Consider the following 17,606-nt stretch of genomic DNA (forward strand, 5'->3'; position numbering starts at 1 on the left):
GCCCAGAACCCACTCCCGCAGACACTCACCGCTTAACCTGCAGAAACAGGATCACGCGAAGATCGATTCATACACCACGTCCGTGGACGTGACCGCAGTTCGCCGCGAGACCGTATCCGAGATCTCCACCAATCGGCATGGCAATGGGCCCAGGCCAACCGGAGACAGGACGGAAACTTGCCCTCAGGGAGGGCCATAGCCCAAGCCTTCGACCGATCTGCTCGCTGGGGCCGACTCATCAAGAAGGCCGGCCTCGCCGGCGACCTCGGTTGAATGGCGGCCTCGTCTTTCGTAGCGCCTTCCCAGCATCACCATGCAGAGAGATCGCGCGCACCGGTGGATGTCGCAAGAACCGTGCAACTCTTCAGCGCAGGTGTTCGGGACTTTAGACCTGCTCGGCAGCGTTCAGCCGGTGTGTCAGCCCGGTGATCTGCTCGCGCAGCCGGTCGACTTCGGCCTGGGAGGCGGCCTCCCGCTCGGCCAGGCGCTCGAGGAACTCATGCATCGGCGTCCCCCGGCTCTGCTACGTCGCCACCGGGACGGGATCGCGCCAGGTCGACGTGGCCGTCCCGGCCAGGCGGCGAACCATGTTGTCCGTCATCGACCAGTAGATTATCGACTCCGAACTGGCGGGTCGTGTCTCGTAGTCGCGAGCCAGCCGGCGGTGCAGCATCAGGGTGCCCTAGACCTGCTCGGCCATCCACCGCTTGGGTAGCGACGCGAACCCAGGGCACACCAAGGTCTCCATCAAAGTCGGGGCGGTTCACCATACCCAGGCGGGCTTCCCGACCCGCCAGGCGTCTGCGTCGGGAAGCCACACTTTGCGAGGCTTATCGTTGGGTGTTGAAGGCTTTCTCCAGATTGCCCATTTCCTGCCCAACGAGGCTCTTGATCAGCAGAGCGAGGGCCATCGCGACCCCGGCGATGACGGCAGTGATGATCACCCATTCAACCGCTGATGCGCCCCGACTTGGCGCGTTGCGGGCACGTTGAATACGCACATCCAGGAAGGCCTGAACGTAGGTCCACGGCGTCATGGCCTCAACCATAGATCCACAGAAGCCAGCAACTACGGTAAGTAATTTAACTGTTACGTCTGGCTATAGTCCCTCAGTGAGGCCGCGAAGAGGAGTCGGGAGAGAACCACGCCCTCCGGCCTCAATGCTGTGCGAGGCCAGAGGACGTGGCGCGTCAAGAGGGGTGTCGACCTAGTGACCGCCTGGCCACACTGACGCCTTGCAGCCATCCCAGACGACCAGCCTGTTGGTACCGAGGTGCCCATAACAGAGCTTGAAGACCTTGACCGATCCCCAGAAGGAGTCGTCCGTAGCGCAGCTACCCTGGGGCGCCCGTACTTCGAAGGCTTTCCTGGCGTCGATGGGATTGTCGTTATGCCAGACCGCCTTGTAGACGTGGCTGTCGTCCTTGCCGTCGCACACTCTGATCGACGATCGGTCGGCCGGGACGGTCACGCTGCCGTCGGCGTAGCCGTCTCGCCAACCCGACGCCTGAGCCGATGCCGGTACGGCGACGCTCAGGATCAGTCCACTGACGAGTAGCGCGATCGATCCACTTGCTCGTGATGCCATTGCATCCTCCATCCTTTACAGCTCCAGGAGGATTACTTTAGGTAATTGAATGACTACGTCAAGTAGAGATCAATGATTGACCTGCATCGTTCCGGTCGGCGAACCGCGTCAAATGGTTCAAACCGCGTGTTTGCCTCTACAGGCATGCGACGCGCGGTCCCGCGCTCCTGGGCCACATGCGGGTGTGCTGCTCGGGGCTGCCTCGTTGGCTGCCGTGTCCGCCAGGATCCGGAAGACGTCAGAGCCACCTGGTGGCTGGCCAGAGAGGGGCAGCACCCCGTAGGGCCGATTGACGTGCATACATAGACGTGTGTAAATATGAGTTGTCACTTCGACGAACGTCTATACGGGGGTCACGTGGAGCCGCTACAGATCCTGGGGTGCAGCCCGCGGTTGGTGCGCGAAGAGCTGGATGTCGACAAGGCTTCCGAGGTCGCTCGCGTCTTCAAGGCGTTGGGTGATCCGGTCCGGCTGCGCATCCTGTCGATCGTGGGCGCCCGGCAGGGTGGGGAGGCTTGTGTGTGCGACATCGCCGACGCCTTCGACCTGACCCAGCCCACGATCAGCCATCACCTCAAGGTGCTCAAGGATGTCGGCCTGCTCACCTATGAGCGGCGCGGCTCCTGGGTCTACTACCGGCTGGTCCCCGAGAGCCTGGCCCAACTGTCGGCCCTGCTGAACATCCCCGCAACGGTCTGACGGCCGCTCTACCCGGAAAGAAACAGATGTCTTCGAACGCTGCCCGCACCCAGGCGCCCACGCAGGACGTCACCATGGCTGTTGTCGGCCAGTTGTCGGTCTTGGATCGGTTCCTGCCGGTGTGGATCGGTGCGGCAATGGTCGCTGGGCTGCTCCTGGGCCGCTTCGTACCGGGCCTGAACACCGCCTTGGAAGCGGTGAAGGTCGGCGAGATCTCGCTGCCGATCGCGCTCGGACTGCTGCTGATGATGTACCCGGTGCTGGCCAAGGTGCGCTACGACCGCTTGGGCACCGTCACCGGCGACCGTCGGATGTTGCTGTCGTCGCTGCTGCTGAACTGGATCGTCGGCCCGGCGCTGATGTTCGCGCTCGCCTGGATCTTCCTGCCGGACCTGCCCGAGTACCGCACCGGTCTGATCATCGTCGGGCTGGCCCGCTGCATCGCCATGGTGCTCATCTGGAATGACCTGGCCTGCGGCGATCGTGAATCGGCAGCCGTGATGGTCGCGATCAACTCGATCTTCCAGGTGGTCGCGTTCGGCGTGCTGGGTTGGTTCTACCTACAGGTGCTGCCGGGCTGGCTTGGCCTGTCGCAGGCGGCTCTGGAGGTGTCGATGTGGGACATCGCCCAGTACGTGCTGATCTTCCTAGGCATCCCGCTGCTGGCCGGCTACCTGTCGCGTACGTGGGGCGAGCGCACCAAGGGCCGCGACTGGTATGAGGGCCGATTCCTGCCCAGGGTGGGGCCGCTGGCGCTGTACGGGCTGCTGTTCACCATCGTCATCCTCTTCGCCCTGCAAGGGCACACGATCAGTGAACGGCCTTTGGACGTGGCCCGTATCGCACTGCCACTGCTGGCCTACTTCGGGCTGATGTGGGGTGGCTCATTCCTGGCCGGCCGCGCGATCGGAATGTCGTACGAACGGACCACCACGCTGGCCTTCACCGCCGCTGGCAACAACTTCGAGTTGGCCATCGCAGTGGCGGTGGGCGTCTTCGGCGTCACCTCCGGCCAGGCGTTGGCGGGCGTCGTCGGTCCCCTCATCGAGGTGCCCGTGCTGGTCGCCTTGGTCTACGTCTCCCTGTGGGCCCGGCGCTTCTTCGGCTCCGCTGAGGTGTCCCGATGAACTGCCTTGACTGTCTCACCGGTCAACATCTGGACGTTCTCGCCGTGGGGGTCTGCGTCGACTGCGGCGCCGCGATGTGCCTGGAGCATGCGTACATTGAGGTCGTGCATCGCACGACGGTCGTACCGCTCAATCGGGTGGTTCAGGTGGAGCCACCGGCACGGCTGCTTACCTGCATGACCTGCGCCGCCGCCCGTCAGGCCGCAGGCGTGGCGTCAACGCATCAAGGGAGACTCCCCCATGGCCGATAAGCCAAGCGTGTTGTTCGTCTGCGTCCACAACGCCGGACGGTCCCAGATGGCCGCGGGCCGGCTGTCGCATCTGGCCGGAGACACGATCGAGGTCCGCTCGGCCGGATCGGCTCCCGCCGACCAGGTCAATCCGGCCGCCGTCGAGGCTATGGGCGAGGTCGGCATCGACATCACCGCCGAACAGCCCAAGATCCTCACCGTCGACGCGGTCGAGGCCTCCGACGTGGTCATCACCATGGGCTGTGGGGATGCTTGCCCGATCTTCCCTGGCAAGCGGTACGAGGACTGGAAGCTCGACGACCCGGCGGGCCAGGGCATCGAGGCGGTCCGGGTGATCCGCGACCAGATCCGCGCCCGGATCGACAAGCTCATCGGCGAGCTCACCGGCTGAACACGAAAAAGGAACGAGCAACAAACATGCGCCTGCTGATCATCGGCGGTAGCGACGCGGGGATCGAGGCCGGACTGGGCGCTCGCGCCGTGGACGATGCCATCGAGGTGAGCCTGCTGGTGGCCGACCACTACCCGAACTACTCCATCTGTGGCATCCCCTACCACGTCTCCGGCGAAGTGCCGCAGGCGCGTAACCTGGCCCACCGCGACGCCGACGAGCTCAAGGCGGCCGGCCTCCAGCTACGGCTCGGCGAGCGGGCCGTGGCGATCGACCCGGCGGCACACAACGTCACCACCGCCTCCGGACAGCGCCTCAGCTACGACCGGCTGGTCGTAGCGACCGGAGCCCGCCCCCAACGCCCGCCGATCGCCGGGCTGGAGGCCCTCGGCCCCGACGACGGAGTTCATGAGCTGCACACCATGGACGACACGGCCCGACTGATCGCGTCGCTGGAACAGCCCGGGATGCGATCGGCCATCGTCATCGGTGCGGGCTACATCGGGCTGGAGATGGCCGAGGCGCTGACCGCCCGCGGCCTGCTGGTGACCGTGCTGGAGCGGTTCGACCAGGTGATGGCCCGTTCCCTGGACGCCGAACAGGCCGCGCATCTGGCCGCCGAACTGGATCGTAACGGTGTCGCGGTGCATTGCGGCGTCACAGTGGCCTCCATCACCCGCCATGATGGTGGCGGCCTGGTGGTGACGGGCAAAGACGGTAAGCAGCACAGTGGCGACCTGGTCCTGGTGGTCACCGGCGTGCAGCCGGATACCGAACTGGCCATCTCGGCCGGGGCACACACCGGAGCGGGTGGCGCCCTCGCCGTTGACCGCAGGATGCGAACCAACCTGCCGGACGTGTACGCGGCGGGCGATTGCGTGCACACCCATCACCGTCTGCTGGACCAGCCGACCTACATTCCGCTCGGCACCACCGCGCACAAGCAGGGGCGCGTCGCGGGTGAGAACGCCGCCGGCCGCCACCGCACCTTCGCGGGCGTGCTCGGCACCCAAGTGGTCAAGGTCTTCGACGTGGTAGCGGCCGCCACCGGGCTGCGTGACGCGGAGGCTGCCCAGGCGGGCCTGTCAACGCTGACGGTGCAGGCCACCGCTGACGACCACAAGGCGTACTACCCTGGCGCCACCCCGATCCACGTGCGGCTGACTGGCGACCGCCGGACGGGCCGGCTGCTGGGTGGCCAGTTGATCGGACGGCGCGGCGCCGAGATCGCGAAGCGAGTGGATATCCTGGCGACCGGCATTCACCACGGCATTACCGTCAGCGAGATCCTCGACCTGGACCTGGCTTACACCCCGCCTCTTGGAAGTCCCTGGGACGCGCTGCAGCAGACGGCTCGCCACTGGCTGGCGCGAGCCTAGCCGCCTCCCGTAGCCGCCTGAAGTGCGACATCGACGCATCAGACTCTGTTCATCAAATGGTCGCCCACGCGACAAATAGATGTCTGTCGATACCTAAAGGATCCCATATGTCCTGTTCTGCTTGATTGGTCTCTGCATAGGGGCGTAAATGCACTCCTCACCCAAGCGCCGGCGCCTGATTGCACCGGCGACCGCCGCGCTGGCCGCGACCCTCGCGGTCGCGGCGTTCAACCCCATCGTGTCCGCCGACGCGGCCACGGGCACCGATCGCGACTACGGCCGTGGCCGGGCCACCAGCGTGATCTTCATCAACGGCGACGGGATGGCTGCCGCCCACCGTGAGGCTGCCCGCCTGTACCTGGCCGGGCTCGAAGGCCAGCTCAACATGGACCGACTTCCCGTCTCCGGGCAGCTGACCACCAGCCCGCGCGACCCCAAGACCGCCATCACGGACTCGGCAGCAGCGGCCACGGCATGGGCCACCGGCGTCAAGACCTACAACGGCGCCATCAGCGTGGACGTCAACGGCAATCCGCTGCCCATCCTTGGACAGCAGGCCAAGCAGGCCGGCAAGGCCACTGGCCTGGTCACCACCGCGCAGGTCACCGACGCCAGCCCCGCAGCTTTCTTCGCCCAGACCGCCAACCGCTCGGCGCAGGACGAGATCGCCCGTCAGTACCTGGACGTGAGCAAGCCGGACGTCATCCTGGGTGGTGGCGAGGACTGGTGGCTGCCTGCGGGCACTCCTGGCGCCTGGCCGGACAAGCCCGCCGAGGATCCCACTGAGGCCAGCAAGGGCACCAAGGGCAACCTCATCGAGCAGGCCAAGACCAACGGCTACCAGTACGTCTCCAGCGCCCAGGAACTGGCCGCGGCCAAGCGCGGCAAGCTCCTCGGCCTGTTCAGCAACGAGGAGTTGTTCCAGCAGCGAGCCGAAGGCGAGGGGGACATCTACTCCCCGGCGGTGGACCTGGCCACCATGACCAAGAAGGCGCTGGACACCCTCTCCACCAACAAGAAGGGCTTCTTCCTGCTGGTGGAGGAAGAGGGCATCGACGAGTTCGCCCACGACAACAACGGCACTCGCGTGCTCCAGACGATGCAGGCGCTGGAGAACGCCGTCAAGGTCGCCCGCGCCTACGTGGCCACTCACCCCGACACCCTGCTCGTCATCACCGGCGACCACGAGTGCGGCGGCCTGACCGTGGAGGACACGTCCTCCAGTGACGAGAGCGGCAGCGCGCCCTCGACCGAGGACGGACCGTTCCCCGTCAAGGGCAGCAACCTGCAGTTCGTCATGGACTGGACCACCAGCGGGCACACCGGCGTCGACGTTCCCGTCACGGCCGAGGGGCCGCTGGCTGAGCAGTTCACCGGCAAGCACCCGAACACCCACGTGCACGAGGTGCTCTCCCAGATCCTCACTCGCCGCTGAGCGGCAACGCTCGCCCCGCCGCGCTCTCGGCCCGCGGCGGGGCTAGGGCGCGTATTGAGTCGTGATCAATCTGTGGGATTCGCCTTCGCGTCGGGGCTTGGACCGGTAGATCTTGCTGCGTGACGCGAGTGCAACTGACGGATGCGGAGTGGGAGTTCATCGGGCCGTACCGGCCAATCGGCGAGTACGGCCCCTACCCCGAGCGGCTGCGGCAGCAGTTCGAGGGCGTGATCTGGCGGTTCAAGACGGGTGGGCAGTGGCGGGAGATGCCGCAGGAGTTCGGTGCCTGGTCCACTGTCCACAACCGTTTCCGGCAGTGGCGTGACGCCGGCGTCTTCGAGGCCCTGCTGGAGGGCTTGATCGCGGAAGCCGGGCTGCGGGGTGAGGTGGACCTGTCCCTGGTCAGTATCGACTCCACCACCGCCCGGGCCCACCACGACGCCGCCGGGATGTGCCTGGACCAGGACGTCGTCGCCGCTCTGGAGAAGGCCGCCGAGCAGGAGAAGACCAGGTCAAAAGGGGCGGCGTCGGCGAACCGACCGGCCAGGACACCGAAGACGATCCCGAGCGGGAACAGCGGCGGCGCATCCGGCGCCGGCGGAATCTCCGGCTGAAGGCCGCCCTCATTGGACGCTCCGGGGGAGGGCAGACCAGCAAGGTCCACCTGGCCGCCGACCGGAAGTGCCGCCCGCTGGCGTTCGTCCTGACCGCGGGCCAGGCCGCGGACAGCCCGCAGTTCGTCCCCGTGTTGGGGCGGGTACGGGTCCGCGGGCCTGTCGGCCGCCCTCGCACCCGGCCGGACGCGGTCGCCGCCGACAAGGCCTACTCGTCTCGCGGTAACCGTGCCCACCTGCGGGAACGCGGTATCAAGGCGGTCATCCCGGAGAAGAAGGACCAGGCCGCCAACCGGAAGAAGAAGGGCTCCAGAGGCGGTCGGCCCGTCAGCCACGACGCGGACCTGTACAAGGAGCGGAACACCGTCGAGCGGCTGATCAACAAGCTGAAGGCCTGGCGAGGCATCGCCACCCGGTACGACAAGAACCCGGACAGCTACCTCGCCGGCCTCTACCTGCGCGCCTCAATGATCTGGATCAAGGACCTCACCCGAAACCACCCATTGATCACGACTCAATCCATGCCCTAACTCGCCGCTGGTGCCGCCGTGGGCTCATTCGACGGTGCTTGGTCGAGTGCGTGACGGCGGACGCCGCGGACTAGCAGGTAGCCGACCATCCAGAACTCGCCAACGGTCGCGGGCAAGGCGAGAGCGTCGGCGATGCCCGATGAGTCGGGGACGAGATATCTGACGAACGCGCCGAGCAGGTAGGCGATGCCACCGCCGACGAGAATCCAGCCGAGCGGGCGGGGCATCCAGCCCGAGCGGAGCACGCACGAGCCCATGGGGATGAGCCACAGGCCGAAGAACAGTGCTCCCACCCCCCACAGGTTGCCGCTGACCAGGTACAGGACTTGGACGGCGGCTGCCGCGTCGCCGACCGGGTTGAGCCCGACTTGGACCGCCGTGGCGAGCAGCGCAGCGCTAGCGAGAATTGCGACCGCGTTGACGAGGCCGAAGGCGGCGATACCGCCGGCGGCAAGCGGCTCCGCATTGCGGAACAGGCGGTAGAACCATGCGGCGGCGAGGGCTTGCGTGACGACGATGAGCAGTTCTAAGGCGACCCCGGCGCGGGCGAGCGATTCGTGCTCGACAAGGTGGGCGAGCGTCGCACCGGGGTCGTCGACCGTGAAGAGTCGTGGCCGGATGAGCAGGAAACCTAGTGCACCTGTGACGGCGAGGCCAAGGTAGAGCAGCCCGGTCGTGCGGGCGGTGCGGATCAGCGCATGCATGATCGTTCCTTGTGGCTGTGGTGGTGTGGAAGTGATCACGAAATCGACCACCCGTCTTACCGCGTAAGGTATCTTACGCGGTAAGGTGGAACAAGTGTGGAGAGACCGATGGCAGTGAAGGCATTTCGGGAGCCGCTCAGCCGTGAGCGGGTGCTGGCGGCGGCGGTCGTCCTGGCGGATACGGAGGGGATCAAGGCGCTGACGATGCGTCGCCTTGCCGCCGATCTCGATGTCGAGGCCATGTCGCTCTACTACTACCTGCCCAGCAAGGAGGCCCTGCTCGACGGCGTCGTTGAGACCGTGATCATGGAGATCCATGACGCAGTCGGCCGCCTCGACACGACCGGAGACTGGCGTACGCGGCTGCGGCAGCAGTTCCTCGCGGCGCGTCAAGTCATGCTGCGTCACCCGTGGGTGCCCGGGCTGTTGGGCTCACGTCGGATCATCCCGGCCAGTGTGTACGCATACTACGACGGGATCGTGGGCACGCTGGTCGGCGCTGGGTTCTCGTACCACCTCGCGCATCGGGCGCTGCACGCGTTCGGCAGTATGCCTCTCGGGTTCGTGCAGGAGATCTTCAGCCCGGCGTCGGCCGGCGGAAGTATGGAGGCCGACGTCGCAGAGGCAGACCTGGCCGCGATGGCCGAAGCCCTGCCGCATCTGGCAGCGATGGTGGCAACCGGGCTCCATGACGTCACCGACCCCGCGCTGGGTTGGTGCGACAGCCAGGTCGAGTTCGAGTTCACCCTTGATCTGCTCTTGGACGGGCTCGAACGCCTCCGCGGGTAGTACGACAGCAGTAGGTCGACGAAGTGCCGCGCCGTGCGGAGTGCGGCAAGGGCATTGTCTGCCTGCAGCGGCTGATCGCCGGTATGCGCGCCGATCCGGTGGGTGTTCTGCTCAGCAGTGCGGCCCAATCGACCTACCTGGGGGCGCACGTGCGTCCTCCTGCGGGAACGCGGTATCAAGGCGGTCATCCCGGAGAAGAAGGACCAGGCCGCCAACCGGAAGAAGAAGGGCTCCGGAGGCGGTCGGCCCGTCAGCCACGACGCGGACCTGTACAAGGAGCGGAACACCGTCGAGCGGCTGATCAACAAGCTGAAGGCCTGGCGAGGCATCGCCACCCGGTACGACAAGACCCCGGACAGCTACCTCGCCGGCCTCTACCTGCGGGCCTCAATGATCTGGATCAAGGACCTCACCCGAAACCACCCATTGATCACGACTCAATACATGCCCTAGCGCGGTTCATCGGGCCTGGTGGGAAACGTGCGCGATCCCCTGGGCCGCGCCGTGGGCGCTCCCGCCTGTATTTGCGCGTGGGAACGCGGCCGGGTACTAACCCACGTTCCCGGGGCGCAATCCGCTGGGGGGACTGGTAGAGAGATTGGGCTTGGTCGCTTGGACGATCGCCGATCTCACGTCGTCACCGTGCTGAGCAGTCAGGGTAATAGCGCCGCCGGCAAAGCCGATAGCGGTCAGCGCAGCATGATAGGCGGCAATGCTGAGGGCGCCGGCGACACAGATGGTGCGCTGCTCAATCGCCGCCCGCTGCGTGGCATCCAACGGTCTAGCGGTTACGACATCGACCAAGACCAGATGACCGCCGGGCCGCAGGACCCGAAACGCGTCCCGCAGCACGCCTAGCCTGTCATGAGCCGTGTTGCTCACACACGTCGAGATGACTGCATCCACCGCTTCGTCCGGCAGCGGGATCGCCTCGATGCTGCCGTGAAGGAACTCGGCGTTGGTTACTCCTGCCGCGGCGGCGTTTCGGCGAGACAGCTCCACCATCTCCATATTGCTGTCCAGGCCGTAGGCCGTGCCTAGCGGTCCGACTCGGCCTGCCGCGATGAGCACCTTTGATGCCGCCCGCGGAGCCCAGTTCCAAGATGATCTGCCCCTCGCGTAGGCCGACGACAGCGAGCGGGTCGCCGCAGCCGAGATCGGCTCGCAATGCACTGATGGGCGGCGTGGCGGCATCGCCCCGGCGGGCCGCCCCGGACCGTCCCTTGGGCGAGGCGTCGCGTCCGCAAGCAGCCAGGCAGTGTCCTCTTAGCGCCTGCCCTCCCAGGTCGGCGCAGGAGTCGGTGATGTTGCCGGGAGCCACATCGGTCTCCTCGCACGTGTGAGGCGAACTGTATGAACCCCACGAGGCACCATTGCTACTGGCTCGCGGGATGTGGGATCAACTCGTCGAGCAAGTCACGCACCATCAGGTCGATCATCATGCACAGCTCGTGAACCTCATCGAGCGACTTGCCTCGTGTGTCAGAGAAGTCCCAGTTCAGATAGCGCTTGCCAGGGTGGATGGGGCAGGCGTCTCCGCAGCCCATGGAGACGATCACATCTGCGGCCAGAACGATTTCATCGGTGAGCTGCTTGGGGAACTCGGCGCCGATCGTGACCTTCATGAGAGCAAGCGCCTCGACCACGGCGGGCTCGATCTCATGAGCAGGGGAGTGCCTGCCGTTCGAACATGAACGCGGCCCGCCGCATGATGGCTCATCAAGGCCGCGGCCATCTGAGACCGCCCGGCGTTGTGCGTACAGACGAACAACACCTCACACACCGGTTTACCGATCTCACCCCGGCTCTGCGCGAGTGCGGTAAGCCGCTCCTCGGCCAGTCGCTGGGTGAGGGTGAACAAGTGCTGGCGGATGCGGGCGCCGCGAGCGAGTGACTCGTATGACTCGATCACATACCGCTCGACGGTCTCGATGGAAAAGATCCCAGGAAAGCGCGGCAGCAATTGTTGAGCGATCCTGCGTAGCAAGGCGTCAGGCCGGCTCAGCTCCATTGTCGCGCCCCCAAGACGGCTCGCCTGTAAGGCGGCACGCGGCCGGCAGGGTCGAGCACCCCGAAAGGCTTCATCCAAGCCCATCCCATCGACGTCTTGAGGTTTAACATAGACATCTATCTATGCATCTTAATATAGACGGATGTCGATGCGATACAAGTAGGCAGGGCTGTTCCCGCCTGTAGATCGCGGGTCGCTCTCAGGCAATGGGAACGTCGAGTTCCACCAGCAGGGTGCGTACGCGGCGTTCGATCTCGTCGCGGATCGGGCGGATCTCCTCGACCGTCTTGCCCGCCGGGTCGTCGAGTTCCCAATCCAGGTAGCGCTTGCCGGGGTAGATGGGGCAGGCGTCGCCGCAGCCCATGGTGACGACCACGTCTGCGGCTTGGACGATCTCGGTGGTCCAGGGTTTGGGGAACTCGCCCATGATGTCGATGCCGCGTTCGCGCATCACCTCGACCGCGGCGGGATTGATCTGATCGGTGGGCTCGGATCCGCCCGACCAGGCGATCGCGTGACTTCCCGCCAGCTTGGTGAAGAGGCCGAGTGCCATTTGGGAGCGTCCAGCATTGTGCACGCACAGGAACAGCACGATCGGCGTGCCACTGGTGTCCTTGCCCTCAATGCGCGCCAGGGCCTGGAGTCGCTGGCGGGCGAAGCGCTCAGCCAGTAGCGGCAGGAAGTTCGGCACGGTAGCGCGATCGGCGAACTGGTCATAGCTGCTGTGCAGGAAGCGTTCGATGGTCTCAGTGCCGAACGTGCCGGTGAATTCATCGCTCAGTCGCGCGGCGGCACCGTCCAGTGCAAGTTGCTGGTCAATGGTCAGATCGTCGCGCTTGTAGGTGTTGGCCATGAGCACTTCCCATCGCATCGATGAGTATCTATTCGATAGAAGCCGATAGTGGCATCGCCGGTAAACGAGCAGGGGAAGGGGAGGTGAACAGTCTCCACCCGTGCGGCTCACGCCGCGCCGCCCACCCGGACAAAGAACGGCGGCGGCTATGGCGAGCATGACCGTCAGGCCCTGGTCACGCGTTGACTCGGCAGAGTATGAATATCGCTGGCGGCGCTTGCCAGGCATGGTGCGCGGGTCCTGAGTACACGACTGCGCCAGCTACATGGTTGTGGTCAATCGCCTCATGAAGCGGACATCCGGTAGCCGCGTCCGCGGACGGTGCAGATGATCGCCGGATGCCGTTCATCGTCTCCGATCCTGTGCCGGATGCGTTTGATGTGGGAAAGGATGGTGACGCGCGAGAAAGAGTCCTCTCTGTTTCACACGTTGCGGGCGATCGCATCCATGGTGACCAGCCGCCCTGCGTTGACCATCAGATAGCGCAGCAGTTTGAACTCTTGTAGCGGCAGGTGGACATCTTTGCCGCAGACGCGCACGTGGTGGGCCGCCTCGTCCAACTCGACGTCACCCACGCGCAACGGCTCCGGGGCGCCGCTGCGAGACAATGAGGTGATCAACCGCAGCAGTTCGTCGTTACGGTACGGCCTGGCCACGCAGGCTGTCGCGCCGGCCTGCAAGGCGTGGACGGTGATCTCGGCGTCACTAGGGCCGATGCCAACGATGATCGGCACAGTGAGCATGCGACGCAGGGCGGTGATCAGTGTCACCGCGTCGATGTCGGGCAACTGCGCGCTGAGCAGCACAATCTCGGGGTGCATGGCGCCGATCCCAGCAAGGCTTCCAGACCGCCACTGGCGTGGACGACCATGAAGCCGCAACCGGACAGATCGCTCAGCTCGTCCTCGGGGTCCGCAGCCACCAAGGTGGGCATTGTCGTCACCCCCCTATCGCCTGCCGCGGTTTGCCGTAGTTGTTGTGTCGGTGCAGGCCAAGATCGCGCAGGGCTGGCACGGGAGAAGCAGCAGGCAAGCCGAAGCGCCGCGTGATGATGTTCCAGGCGATCGCATCGAGCGGCGTGGCCACCACGACCACCAGGCCGCCCGCTTCCCGTGGCGTGGCGATGATGCCTGCGGCCCAGCTTCGACAGCGGTGCGTCAGGGGCGGAAGGCTCATGGCGCGACCTCTGGTAGGTCGGCAAGGAGACGCAGGAGACGCGGAAACAGGTCCGAGCCGACCGGAGCGACCTTGTAGAAGGCGCGAACGTCGGTTCTTTCGCAGTCGACCAACCCGGCGTCACGCAGCACCTTGAGGTGATGACTGAGCGTCGGTTCGGTCAGATCCAAGGCGTCGCTGAGTTCGTACACATCCGCTCCACCTTGCTCATGCGAAAGCAGGATGCTCACCAACCGTAGCCGCGCCGGGTCGGCCAGCGACCCCAATCGCCCCGCCAGGTCGACGGCCAACTGCGGAGGCAGCGGCGGACCAGGCACCGAGCCTGAACAGGCATCGACAGCAGGCAGGGCGGGCCGCGCCTCCGGATCCATAGACACTCATCTATTTTTGGGTATCCGCACCCGCTGTGTCCAGCGCGGGAGGCAGGACTGGAGAGCCGACGCTGCGTCTGCGTAATCACGCGGTGGATCCGGGCTGAGCGTGACGCCTTGAGCGGGACGCCGACGAAGCAAAGCCCGGCAGGTTCAAACGCGAGGTCATGAAGGCCGGCGAGACGGGCAGGCAGCGCAATCGCCCTCTCGTCTGGTTCGCCCAGAGCCTCCGGCCGAGGAGGAGGCCCTCACTTCTCCTCGGCCGGATCTTCGATCAGCGCGAGCCGGTAGCCGACGCCGCGAACGGTGTGGATGAGCGTCGGGTTCTTCTCGTCGTCGCCGATCCGGCGGCGCAGGCGCTTGATGTGCACCGCGATGGTGTTGTTGGGCGGAGCGACGCTGCTATGCCACACCTTTCGGCTGATCTCGCTGCGAGTGACCACACGACCGGCATTTCGCATCAGATATGCGAGCAACTCGAACTCACGGAGCGGGACGTGTATCGGCTGTCCTGACACCTTGACCACATGTGCCAGCTCATCCAGCTCGACCTCGCCCACACGCAGCAGCATGTCCGAGCTGGCCGTGACCTGAATGATGGGCAGCAATTCCGGGATACGGTACGGCCTGGCCACGCACGCCGTCGCACCCGCTTGCAGCGCCCGCATGGCGACCTCGGCGTCTTCGGCCCCTGCGCCGAAAATGATCCGCAGGTCCATCTGCCGACGCAACGTGGCGATGAGCGTCACCGCGTCGATGCCAGGCAGATCCGGGCCCAGCAGCAGGATGTCCGGACGCTCGGCACCGATGCGCAGCAACGCCTCCATGCCGTCGTTGCACTGCACGACGGTGACGCCGTGCTGGGCCAGGCCGCCCAGCTCGGCTTGCGGGTCGGCGACCAACAGGACGGGGCCGGTCCTGGGGGCCTCCTCGCTGCCGCACTGAGCGGGCAGCGAGACGGCGGCTGTCGCGCGGCTCATGTCTGCTCGGCTCCCCTTCTGCTCAGCCAAAGCGCCCGGTGATGTAACCCTCGGTACGCTTGTCGGCGGGGTTGCTGAAGATCCGCGCGGTGTTGTCGAACTCGACGAGGCGGCCGTGCCGTACCCCCTTCTCGTCCACCTCCGCGGTGAAGAAGGCCGTGCGCTCCGACACACGGGCCGCCTGCTGCATGTTGTGGGTGACGATCACGATCGTGTAATCGCGCGCCAGCACCTGCATGAGGTCCTCGATCTTGGTGGTGGCGATCGGGTCCAGCGCGGAACAGGGCTCGTCCATCAGGATCACATCGGGCTTGACCGCGATGGCGCGGGCGATACAGAGACGTTGCTGCTGGCCGCCGGACAGTGCAAGAGCGTTCTGCTTGAGCTTGTCCTTGACCTCGTCCCACAGGGCCGCCCCGTGCAGGGCTTCCTCAACCACGTCGTCCAGGCCCTTGCGCTGGCCGTTGATGCGCGGGCCGTAGGCGATGTTGTCGTAGATCGACTTGGGGAACGGGTTGGGCTTCTGGAAGACCATGCCGATCCGGCGCCGCACCTCGATCGGGTCGACATGCTCGCCGTACAGGTCCTCACTGTAGAAGCTGATCTTTCCGCCGATCCGGGCGCCGAGGATGAGATCGTTCATCCGGTTCAGGCAGCGCAGCACGGTGCTCTTGCCACAGCCGGACGGGCCGATCAACGCGGTGATCTCCCGCGGCGCGATACGCATGTTCACACCGCGTACGGCCTCGTAGTCACCGTAGAAAACCGACAGGTCCTCCAGCGTGAAGACCGGGTCGAGCACCTCGGCGATGTCGATGTCCTTGCTGTTGGTGACTTTCACTGTGATGTCAGAGCTCATGGATGTGTTTCACCACCGCTTCTGCGAGCGATTACGGACGAAGATGGCGATGGAGTTCATCGCGATGATCACTACCAGCAGCAGCACGATCGCCGCTGAGGACAGGTCGTGGAACTCCTCGCGGGACTGGCTGATCCAGCCATAGATCTGGATCGGCAGAACCGTGTACCCGCTCAGGATCCCGTCCGGGACGTAGGCGACGTAGGTCAGGCCGCCGAGCAGCAGCAGCGGCGCGGCCTCGCCGGCCGCCCTGGACAGGGCCAGGATGGAGCCGGTCGCCATGCCGGGGATCGCCGAGGGCAGCACCTGGCGCCAGACGGTCTGCCACTTGGTGGCACCCAGACCGTAGGAGGCGTTCCTGATCGAGTTCGGGACGGCGCGGATCGCCTCACGTGAGGCGATGATCACGATGGGCAGTACAAGCAGCGACAGCGTCATGGACGCGGTCAGGATGGTGGTGCCGAAGCCGAAGCCGCGGGCGATGACGCCCAGGCCGAGGATGCCATACACGATGGACGGGATCGCGGCCAGGTTGGCGATGTTCAGCTCGATCATCCGGTTGTACCAGCGGTCGGGCTTGGCGTACTCCTCCAGATAGATCGCGCCGAGAATGCCGATCGGCAGGCAGATCACCGCTGTCAGACCGATCACCCACAGGCTGCCGAACAACGCGGATCTCGCGCCCGCCCGTTCCGGCCGCCGGATCGACGGGAAGTTCTCCCACAACCGGGGATCCAGGCGCGACCAGCCCTTGTAAACGACATAGACCAAGAGCGTCACCAGGAACGCCACCGCGATGGCCAGGCACAGCCGCAGCAGCATCTTGAAGATGATGTCGGCCCACGGGACGCGCTGCCGCGAGAGCAGGAGCTTGCGCTCCCCGGGCAGAGTGCTGGTGGGGGCGGTCATTCGTACACCTCCCGGAACCGGCGGACCAGCCGAGCGCTGATGAAGTTCATCGCGAAAGTGATGAGGAACAGCAGGGCGCCGACAGCGAAGATGGTCTTGTAATCGAGCGAGGCGGTCGGCAGGTCACCCGAGCCCGCCTGGGCGATGAACCCGGTCATCGTCTGCATGGCGTCCAGCGGGTTGAACGACAACGCCGGCTTGTTGCCCGAGGCGATGGCCACGATCATCGTCTCGCCGATGGCGCGGGAAATGGCCAGCACGAACGAGGCCACGACACCCGACAACGCCGCGGGAAGCACGACCCGGACGGCGACCAGGCGAGTGGACGACCCCAGAGCGTAGGCCCCATCCCGTAGACCTCGCGGCACGGCCGACATGGCGTCCTCCGACAGCGACGCCACCGTCGGGACGATCATGACGCCCATGACCAGGCCGGCCGAGATCGCGTTGAAGATGTCGGGCTGCAGGCTGGCAGGCAGGTAGGCCTGGAGCGTGGGGGTGACGAACCGCAGGGCGAAGAAGCCGTACACCACGGTCGGCACGCCCGCCAGGACCTCCAGGATCGGCTTGAAGATCTTGCGGGTACGGGTGTGTGCGTACTCGCTCAGGTACAGCGCCGCGCCCAGCCCGAGGGGGATCGCCACCACAATGGCGATGATCGTGATAAGGAACGTAGCGCTCACCAACGGCAGCACACCGTAAGCCGGAGGCTCGAACAGCGGCGCCCAGTCAGTCGTGGTGAAGAACTCGCTGACGCTGACCGCCTCGAAGAACTCGAGGGTCGGCGGCACCAGCGAGATCACGATGCCCGCGGTCGTGGCCACCGACACCAGAGCGGCGGCGACCAGGACGACTTGGACGACGCGTTCCCCATAGCGCGAGCGCGCCCTCCCCAACAGCCCCTTCGGGCTGGTAGGGGAGGACGCGGTGCCGGTCATA

21 protein-coding genes and 3 pseudogenes are annotated in these 17,606 nt (G+C 65.7%); 9 read left to right on the forward strand and 15 right to left on the reverse strand.

Going from position 1 to position 17,606, the window contains the following annotated elements:
* Positions 1 to 830: 830 nt before the first annotated feature.
* Both ABZX61_RS08575 and ABZX61_RS08580 read right to left on the reverse strand, forming a co-directional pair.
* Complete coding sequence (locus ABZX61_RS08575) at positions 831 to 1,037, reverse strand: hypothetical protein (protein WP_355192731.1); 207 nt, start codon at positions 1,035 to 1,037, stop codon at positions 831 to 833.
* A gap of 171 nt (positions 1,038 to 1,208) precedes the next feature.
* Positions 1,209 to 1,589, reverse strand: a complete 381-nt coding sequence (locus ABZX61_RS08580) for a hypothetical protein (protein ID WP_355192733.1) — start codon at positions 1,587 to 1,589, stop codon at positions 1,209 to 1,211.
* A 357-nt stretch (positions 1,590 to 1,946) separates the two neighbouring features.
* Here ABZX61_RS08580 and ABZX61_RS08585 point away from each other — a divergent pair, with 357 nt between their 5' ends.
* The 7 genes and pseudogenes from ABZX61_RS08585 (at position 1,947) to ABZX61_RS08615 (ending at position 8,015) form a co-directional block, all read left to right on the forward strand.
* Complete coding sequence (locus ABZX61_RS08585; RefSeq protein ID WP_355192735.1) at positions 1,947 to 2,288, forward strand: metalloregulator ArsR/SmtB family transcription factor; 342 nt, start codon at positions 1,947 to 1,949, stop codon at positions 2,286 to 2,288.
* Between the two features lie 26 nt (positions 2,289 to 2,314).
* Positions 2,315 to 3,415: an ACR3 family arsenite efflux transporter gene (arsB, locus tag ABZX61_RS08590; RefSeq protein WP_355192736.1), complete on the forward strand. Its 1,101-nt coding sequence runs from the start codon at positions 2,315 to 2,317 to the stop codon at positions 3,413 to 3,415.
* The gene (locus ABZX61_RS08595; protein ID WP_355192738.1) at positions 3,412 to 3,666 is read left to right on the forward strand and encodes a DUF2180 family protein; all 255 of its coding nucleotides are present in this window, start codon (positions 3,412 to 3,414) and stop codon (positions 3,664 to 3,666) included. The genes arsB and ABZX61_RS08595 overlap by 4 nt, the downstream gene beginning before the upstream one ends.
* Positions 3,656 to 4,057 carry an arsenate reductase ArsC gene (locus ABZX61_RS08600; protein ID WP_355192740.1) on the forward strand — a complete coding sequence of 134 codons (402 nt, stop codon included), beginning with the start codon at positions 3,656 to 3,658 and terminating at the stop codon, positions 4,055 to 4,057. The genes ABZX61_RS08595 and ABZX61_RS08600 overlap by 11 nt, the downstream gene beginning before the upstream one ends.
* A 26-nt stretch (positions 4,058 to 4,083) precedes the next feature.
* Positions 4,084 to 5,436: an FAD-dependent oxidoreductase gene (locus ABZX61_RS08605; RefSeq protein ID WP_355192742.1), complete on the forward strand. Its 1,353-nt coding sequence runs from the start codon at positions 4,084 to 4,086 to the stop codon at positions 5,434 to 5,436.
* Between the two features lie 148 nt (positions 5,437 to 5,584).
* Positions 5,585 to 6,871: an alkaline phosphatase gene (locus ABZX61_RS08610; RefSeq protein ID WP_355192744.1), complete on the forward strand. Its 1,287-nt coding sequence runs from the start codon at positions 5,585 to 5,587 to the stop codon at positions 6,869 to 6,871.
* A 119-nt stretch (positions 6,872 to 6,990) separates the two neighbouring features.
* Positions 6,991 to 8,015: pseudogene (locus ABZX61_RS08615) on the forward strand (IS5 family transposase).
* On the opposite strand, the gene ABZX61_RS08620 reads toward ABZX61_RS08615, so the two are convergent.
* Positions 8,012 to 8,719 carry a DUF4386 domain-containing protein gene (locus tag ABZX61_RS08620; protein ID WP_355192746.1) on the reverse strand — a complete coding sequence of 236 codons (708 nt, stop codon included), beginning with the start codon at positions 8,717 to 8,719 and terminating at the stop codon, positions 8,012 to 8,014. The pseudogene ABZX61_RS08615 and the gene ABZX61_RS08620 overlap by 4 nt on opposite strands.
* A gap of 108 nt (positions 8,720 to 8,827) precedes the next feature.
* Here ABZX61_RS08620 and ABZX61_RS08625 point away from each other — a divergent pair, with 108 nt between their 5' ends.
* Entirely contained in the window at positions 8,828 to 9,508 is a 681-nt protein-coding gene (locus ABZX61_RS08625) for a TetR/AcrR family transcriptional regulator C-terminal domain-containing protein (RefSeq protein WP_355192748.1), read from the forward strand.
* A 159-nt stretch (positions 9,509 to 9,667) separates the two neighbouring features.
* A pseudogene (locus tag ABZX61_RS08630) lies at positions 9,668 to 9,961 on the forward strand (transposase); the annotation flags it as partial.
* A gap of 96 nt (positions 9,962 to 10,057) precedes the next feature.
* On the opposite strand, the gene ABZX61_RS08635 reads toward ABZX61_RS08630, so the two are convergent.
* From ABZX61_RS08635 to pstC, 12 genes and pseudogenes are all read right to left on the reverse strand, one after another.
* Complete coding sequence (locus ABZX61_RS08635; RefSeq protein ID WP_355192750.1) at positions 10,058 to 10,702, reverse strand: methyltransferase domain-containing protein; 645 nt, start codon at positions 10,700 to 10,702, stop codon at positions 10,058 to 10,060.
* A 182-nt stretch (positions 10,703 to 10,884) separates the two neighbouring features.
* Positions 10,885 to 11,154, reverse strand: a complete 270-nt coding sequence (locus tag ABZX61_RS08640) for a hypothetical protein (RefSeq protein ID WP_355194071.1) — start codon at positions 11,152 to 11,154, stop codon at positions 10,885 to 10,887.
* A complete protein-coding gene (locus ABZX61_RS08645) occupies positions 11,130 to 11,603 on the reverse strand; it encodes a three-helix bundle dimerization domain-containing protein (protein ID WP_355192752.1) in 474 nt (157 codons plus the stop codon). Before ABZX61_RS08645 ends, ABZX61_RS08640 begins: the two co-directional genes overlap by 25 nt.
* Positions 11,604 to 11,718: 115 nt before the next feature.
* Positions 11,719 to 12,372 carry an arsenate reductase ArsC gene (locus ABZX61_RS08650; RefSeq protein WP_355192754.1) on the reverse strand — a complete coding sequence of 218 codons (654 nt, stop codon included), beginning with the start codon at positions 12,370 to 12,372 and terminating at the stop codon, positions 11,719 to 11,721.
* 284 nt (positions 12,373 to 12,656) lie between these two features.
* Positions 12,657 to 12,767, reverse strand: a pseudogene (locus tag ABZX61_RS08655) (helix-turn-helix domain-containing protein); the annotation flags it as partial.
* A gap of 27 nt (positions 12,768 to 12,794) precedes the next feature.
* The gene (locus ABZX61_RS08660; protein WP_355192756.1) at positions 12,795 to 13,193 is read right to left on the reverse strand and encodes a hypothetical protein; all 399 of its coding nucleotides are present in this window, start codon (positions 13,191 to 13,193) and stop codon (positions 12,795 to 12,797) included.
* A gap of 118 nt (positions 13,194 to 13,311) precedes the next feature.
* Positions 13,312 to 13,548: a hypothetical protein gene (locus tag ABZX61_RS08665; protein WP_355192758.1), complete on the reverse strand. Its 237-nt coding sequence runs from the start codon at positions 13,546 to 13,548 to the stop codon at positions 13,312 to 13,314.
* Positions 13,545 to 13,919, reverse strand: a complete 375-nt coding sequence (locus ABZX61_RS08670) for a metalloregulator ArsR/SmtB family transcription factor (protein ID WP_355192760.1) — start codon at positions 13,917 to 13,919, stop codon at positions 13,545 to 13,547. The genes ABZX61_RS08665 and ABZX61_RS08670 overlap by 4 nt, the downstream gene beginning before the upstream one ends.
* Before the next feature lie 248 nt (positions 13,920 to 14,167).
* Positions 14,168 to 14,899, reverse strand: a complete 732-nt coding sequence (locus tag ABZX61_RS08675) for a response regulator transcription factor (protein ID WP_355192762.1) — start codon at positions 14,897 to 14,899, stop codon at positions 14,168 to 14,170.
* A gap of 22 nt (positions 14,900 to 14,921) precedes the next feature.
* A complete protein-coding gene (pstB, locus tag ABZX61_RS08680) occupies positions 14,922 to 15,758 on the reverse strand; it encodes a phosphate ABC transporter ATP-binding protein PstB (protein ID WP_355192764.1) in 837 nt (278 codons plus the stop codon).
* 9 nt (positions 15,759 to 15,767) lie between these two features.
* On the reverse strand, positions 15,768 to 16,667 hold the full coding sequence (gene pstA / locus ABZX61_RS08685) for a phosphate ABC transporter permease PstA (protein ID WP_355192766.1): 900 nt from the start codon (positions 16,665 to 16,667) through the stop codon (positions 15,768 to 15,770).
* Positions 16,664 to 17,605 (reverse strand): phosphate ABC transporter permease subunit PstC, encoded by a 942-nt coding sequence (gene pstC / locus ABZX61_RS08690; RefSeq protein WP_355192768.1) that lies wholly within the window; start codon positions 17,603 to 17,605, stop codon positions 16,664 to 16,666. Before pstC ends, pstA begins: the two co-directional genes overlap by 4 nt.
* Position 17,606 lies beyond the last annotated feature (1 nt).

Origin of the sequence: Nonomuraea sp. NPDC003709 (assembly GCF_040610775.1) — a bacterium.
Taxonomy (GTDB): Bacteria; Actinomycetota; Actinomycetes; order Streptosporangiales; family Streptosporangiaceae; genus Nonomuraea; species Nonomuraea angiospora_A.

Excerpts from the sequence above, each read along its gene's own strand:
- ABZX61_RS08645 (WP_355192752.1), bottom strand. The coding sequence starts at position 11,603 with ATGGGCTTGGATGAAGCCTTTCGGGGTGCTCGACCCTGCCGGCCGCGT.
- ABZX61_RS08660 (WP_355192756.1), bottom strand. The coding sequence starts at position 13,193 with ATGCACCCCGAGATTGTGCTGCTCAGCGCGCAGTTGCCCGACATCGAC.
- ABZX61_RS08635 (WP_355192750.1), bottom strand. The coding sequence starts at position 10,702 with ATGCCGCCACGCCGCCCATCAGTGCATTGCGAGCCGATCTCGGCTGCG.
- ABZX61_RS08600 (WP_355192740.1), top strand. The coding sequence starts at position 3,656 with ATGGCCGATAAGCCAAGCGTGTTGTTCGTCTGCGTCCACAACGCCGGA.
- ABZX61_RS08620 (WP_355192746.1), bottom strand. The coding sequence starts at position 8,719 with ATGCATGCGCTGATCCGCACCGCCCGCACGACCGGGCTGCTCTACCTT.
- arsB (WP_355192736.1), top strand. The coding sequence starts at position 2,315 with ATGTCTTCGAACGCTGCCCGCACCCAGGCGCCCACGCAGGACGTCACC.
- ABZX61_RS08580 (WP_355192733.1), bottom strand. The coding sequence starts at position 1,589 with ATGGCATCACGAGCAAGTGGATCGATCGCGCTACTCGTCAGTGGACTG.
- ABZX61_RS08625 (WP_355192748.1), top strand. The coding sequence starts at position 8,828 with ATGGCAGTGAAGGCATTTCGGGAGCCGCTCAGCCGTGAGCGGGTGCTG.
- ABZX61_RS08605 (WP_355192742.1), top strand. The coding sequence starts at position 4,084 with ATGCGCCTGCTGATCATCGGCGGTAGCGACGCGGGGATCGAGGCCGGA.
- ABZX61_RS08610 (WP_355192744.1), top strand. The coding sequence starts at position 5,585 with ATGCACTCCTCACCCAAGCGCCGGCGCCTGATTGCACCGGCGACCGCC.
- ABZX61_RS08595 (WP_355192738.1), top strand. The coding sequence starts at position 3,412 with ATGAACTGCCTTGACTGTCTCACCGGTCAACATCTGGACGTTCTCGCC.
- ABZX61_RS08575 (WP_355192731.1), bottom strand. The coding sequence starts at position 1,037 with ATGACGCCGTGGACCTACGTTCAGGCCTTCCTGGATGTGCGTATTCAA.
- ABZX61_RS08665 (WP_355192758.1), bottom strand. The coding sequence starts at position 13,548 with ATGAGCCTTCCGCCCCTGACGCACCGCTGTCGAAGCTGGGCCGCAGGC.
- ABZX61_RS08675 (WP_355192762.1), bottom strand. The coding sequence starts at position 14,899 with ATGAGCCGCGCGACAGCCGCCGTCTCGCTGCCCGCTCAGTGCGGCAGC.
- ABZX61_RS08670 (WP_355192760.1), bottom strand. The coding sequence starts at position 13,919 with ATGGATCCGGAGGCGCGGCCCGCCCTGCCTGCTGTCGATGCCTGTTCA.
- pstC (WP_355192768.1), bottom strand. The coding sequence starts at position 17,605 with ATGACCGGCACCGCGTCCTCCCCTACCAGCCCGAAGGGGCTGTTGGGG.
- ABZX61_RS08650 (WP_355192754.1), bottom strand. The coding sequence starts at position 12,372 with ATGGCCAACACCTACAAGCGCGACGATCTGACCATTGACCAGCAACTT.
- pstB (WP_355192764.1), bottom strand. The coding sequence starts at position 15,758 with ATGAGCTCTGACATCACAGTGAAAGTCACCAACAGCAAGGACATCGAC.
- pstA (WP_355192766.1), bottom strand. The coding sequence starts at position 16,667 with ATGACCGCCCCCACCAGCACTCTGCCCGGGGAGCGCAAGCTCCTGCTC.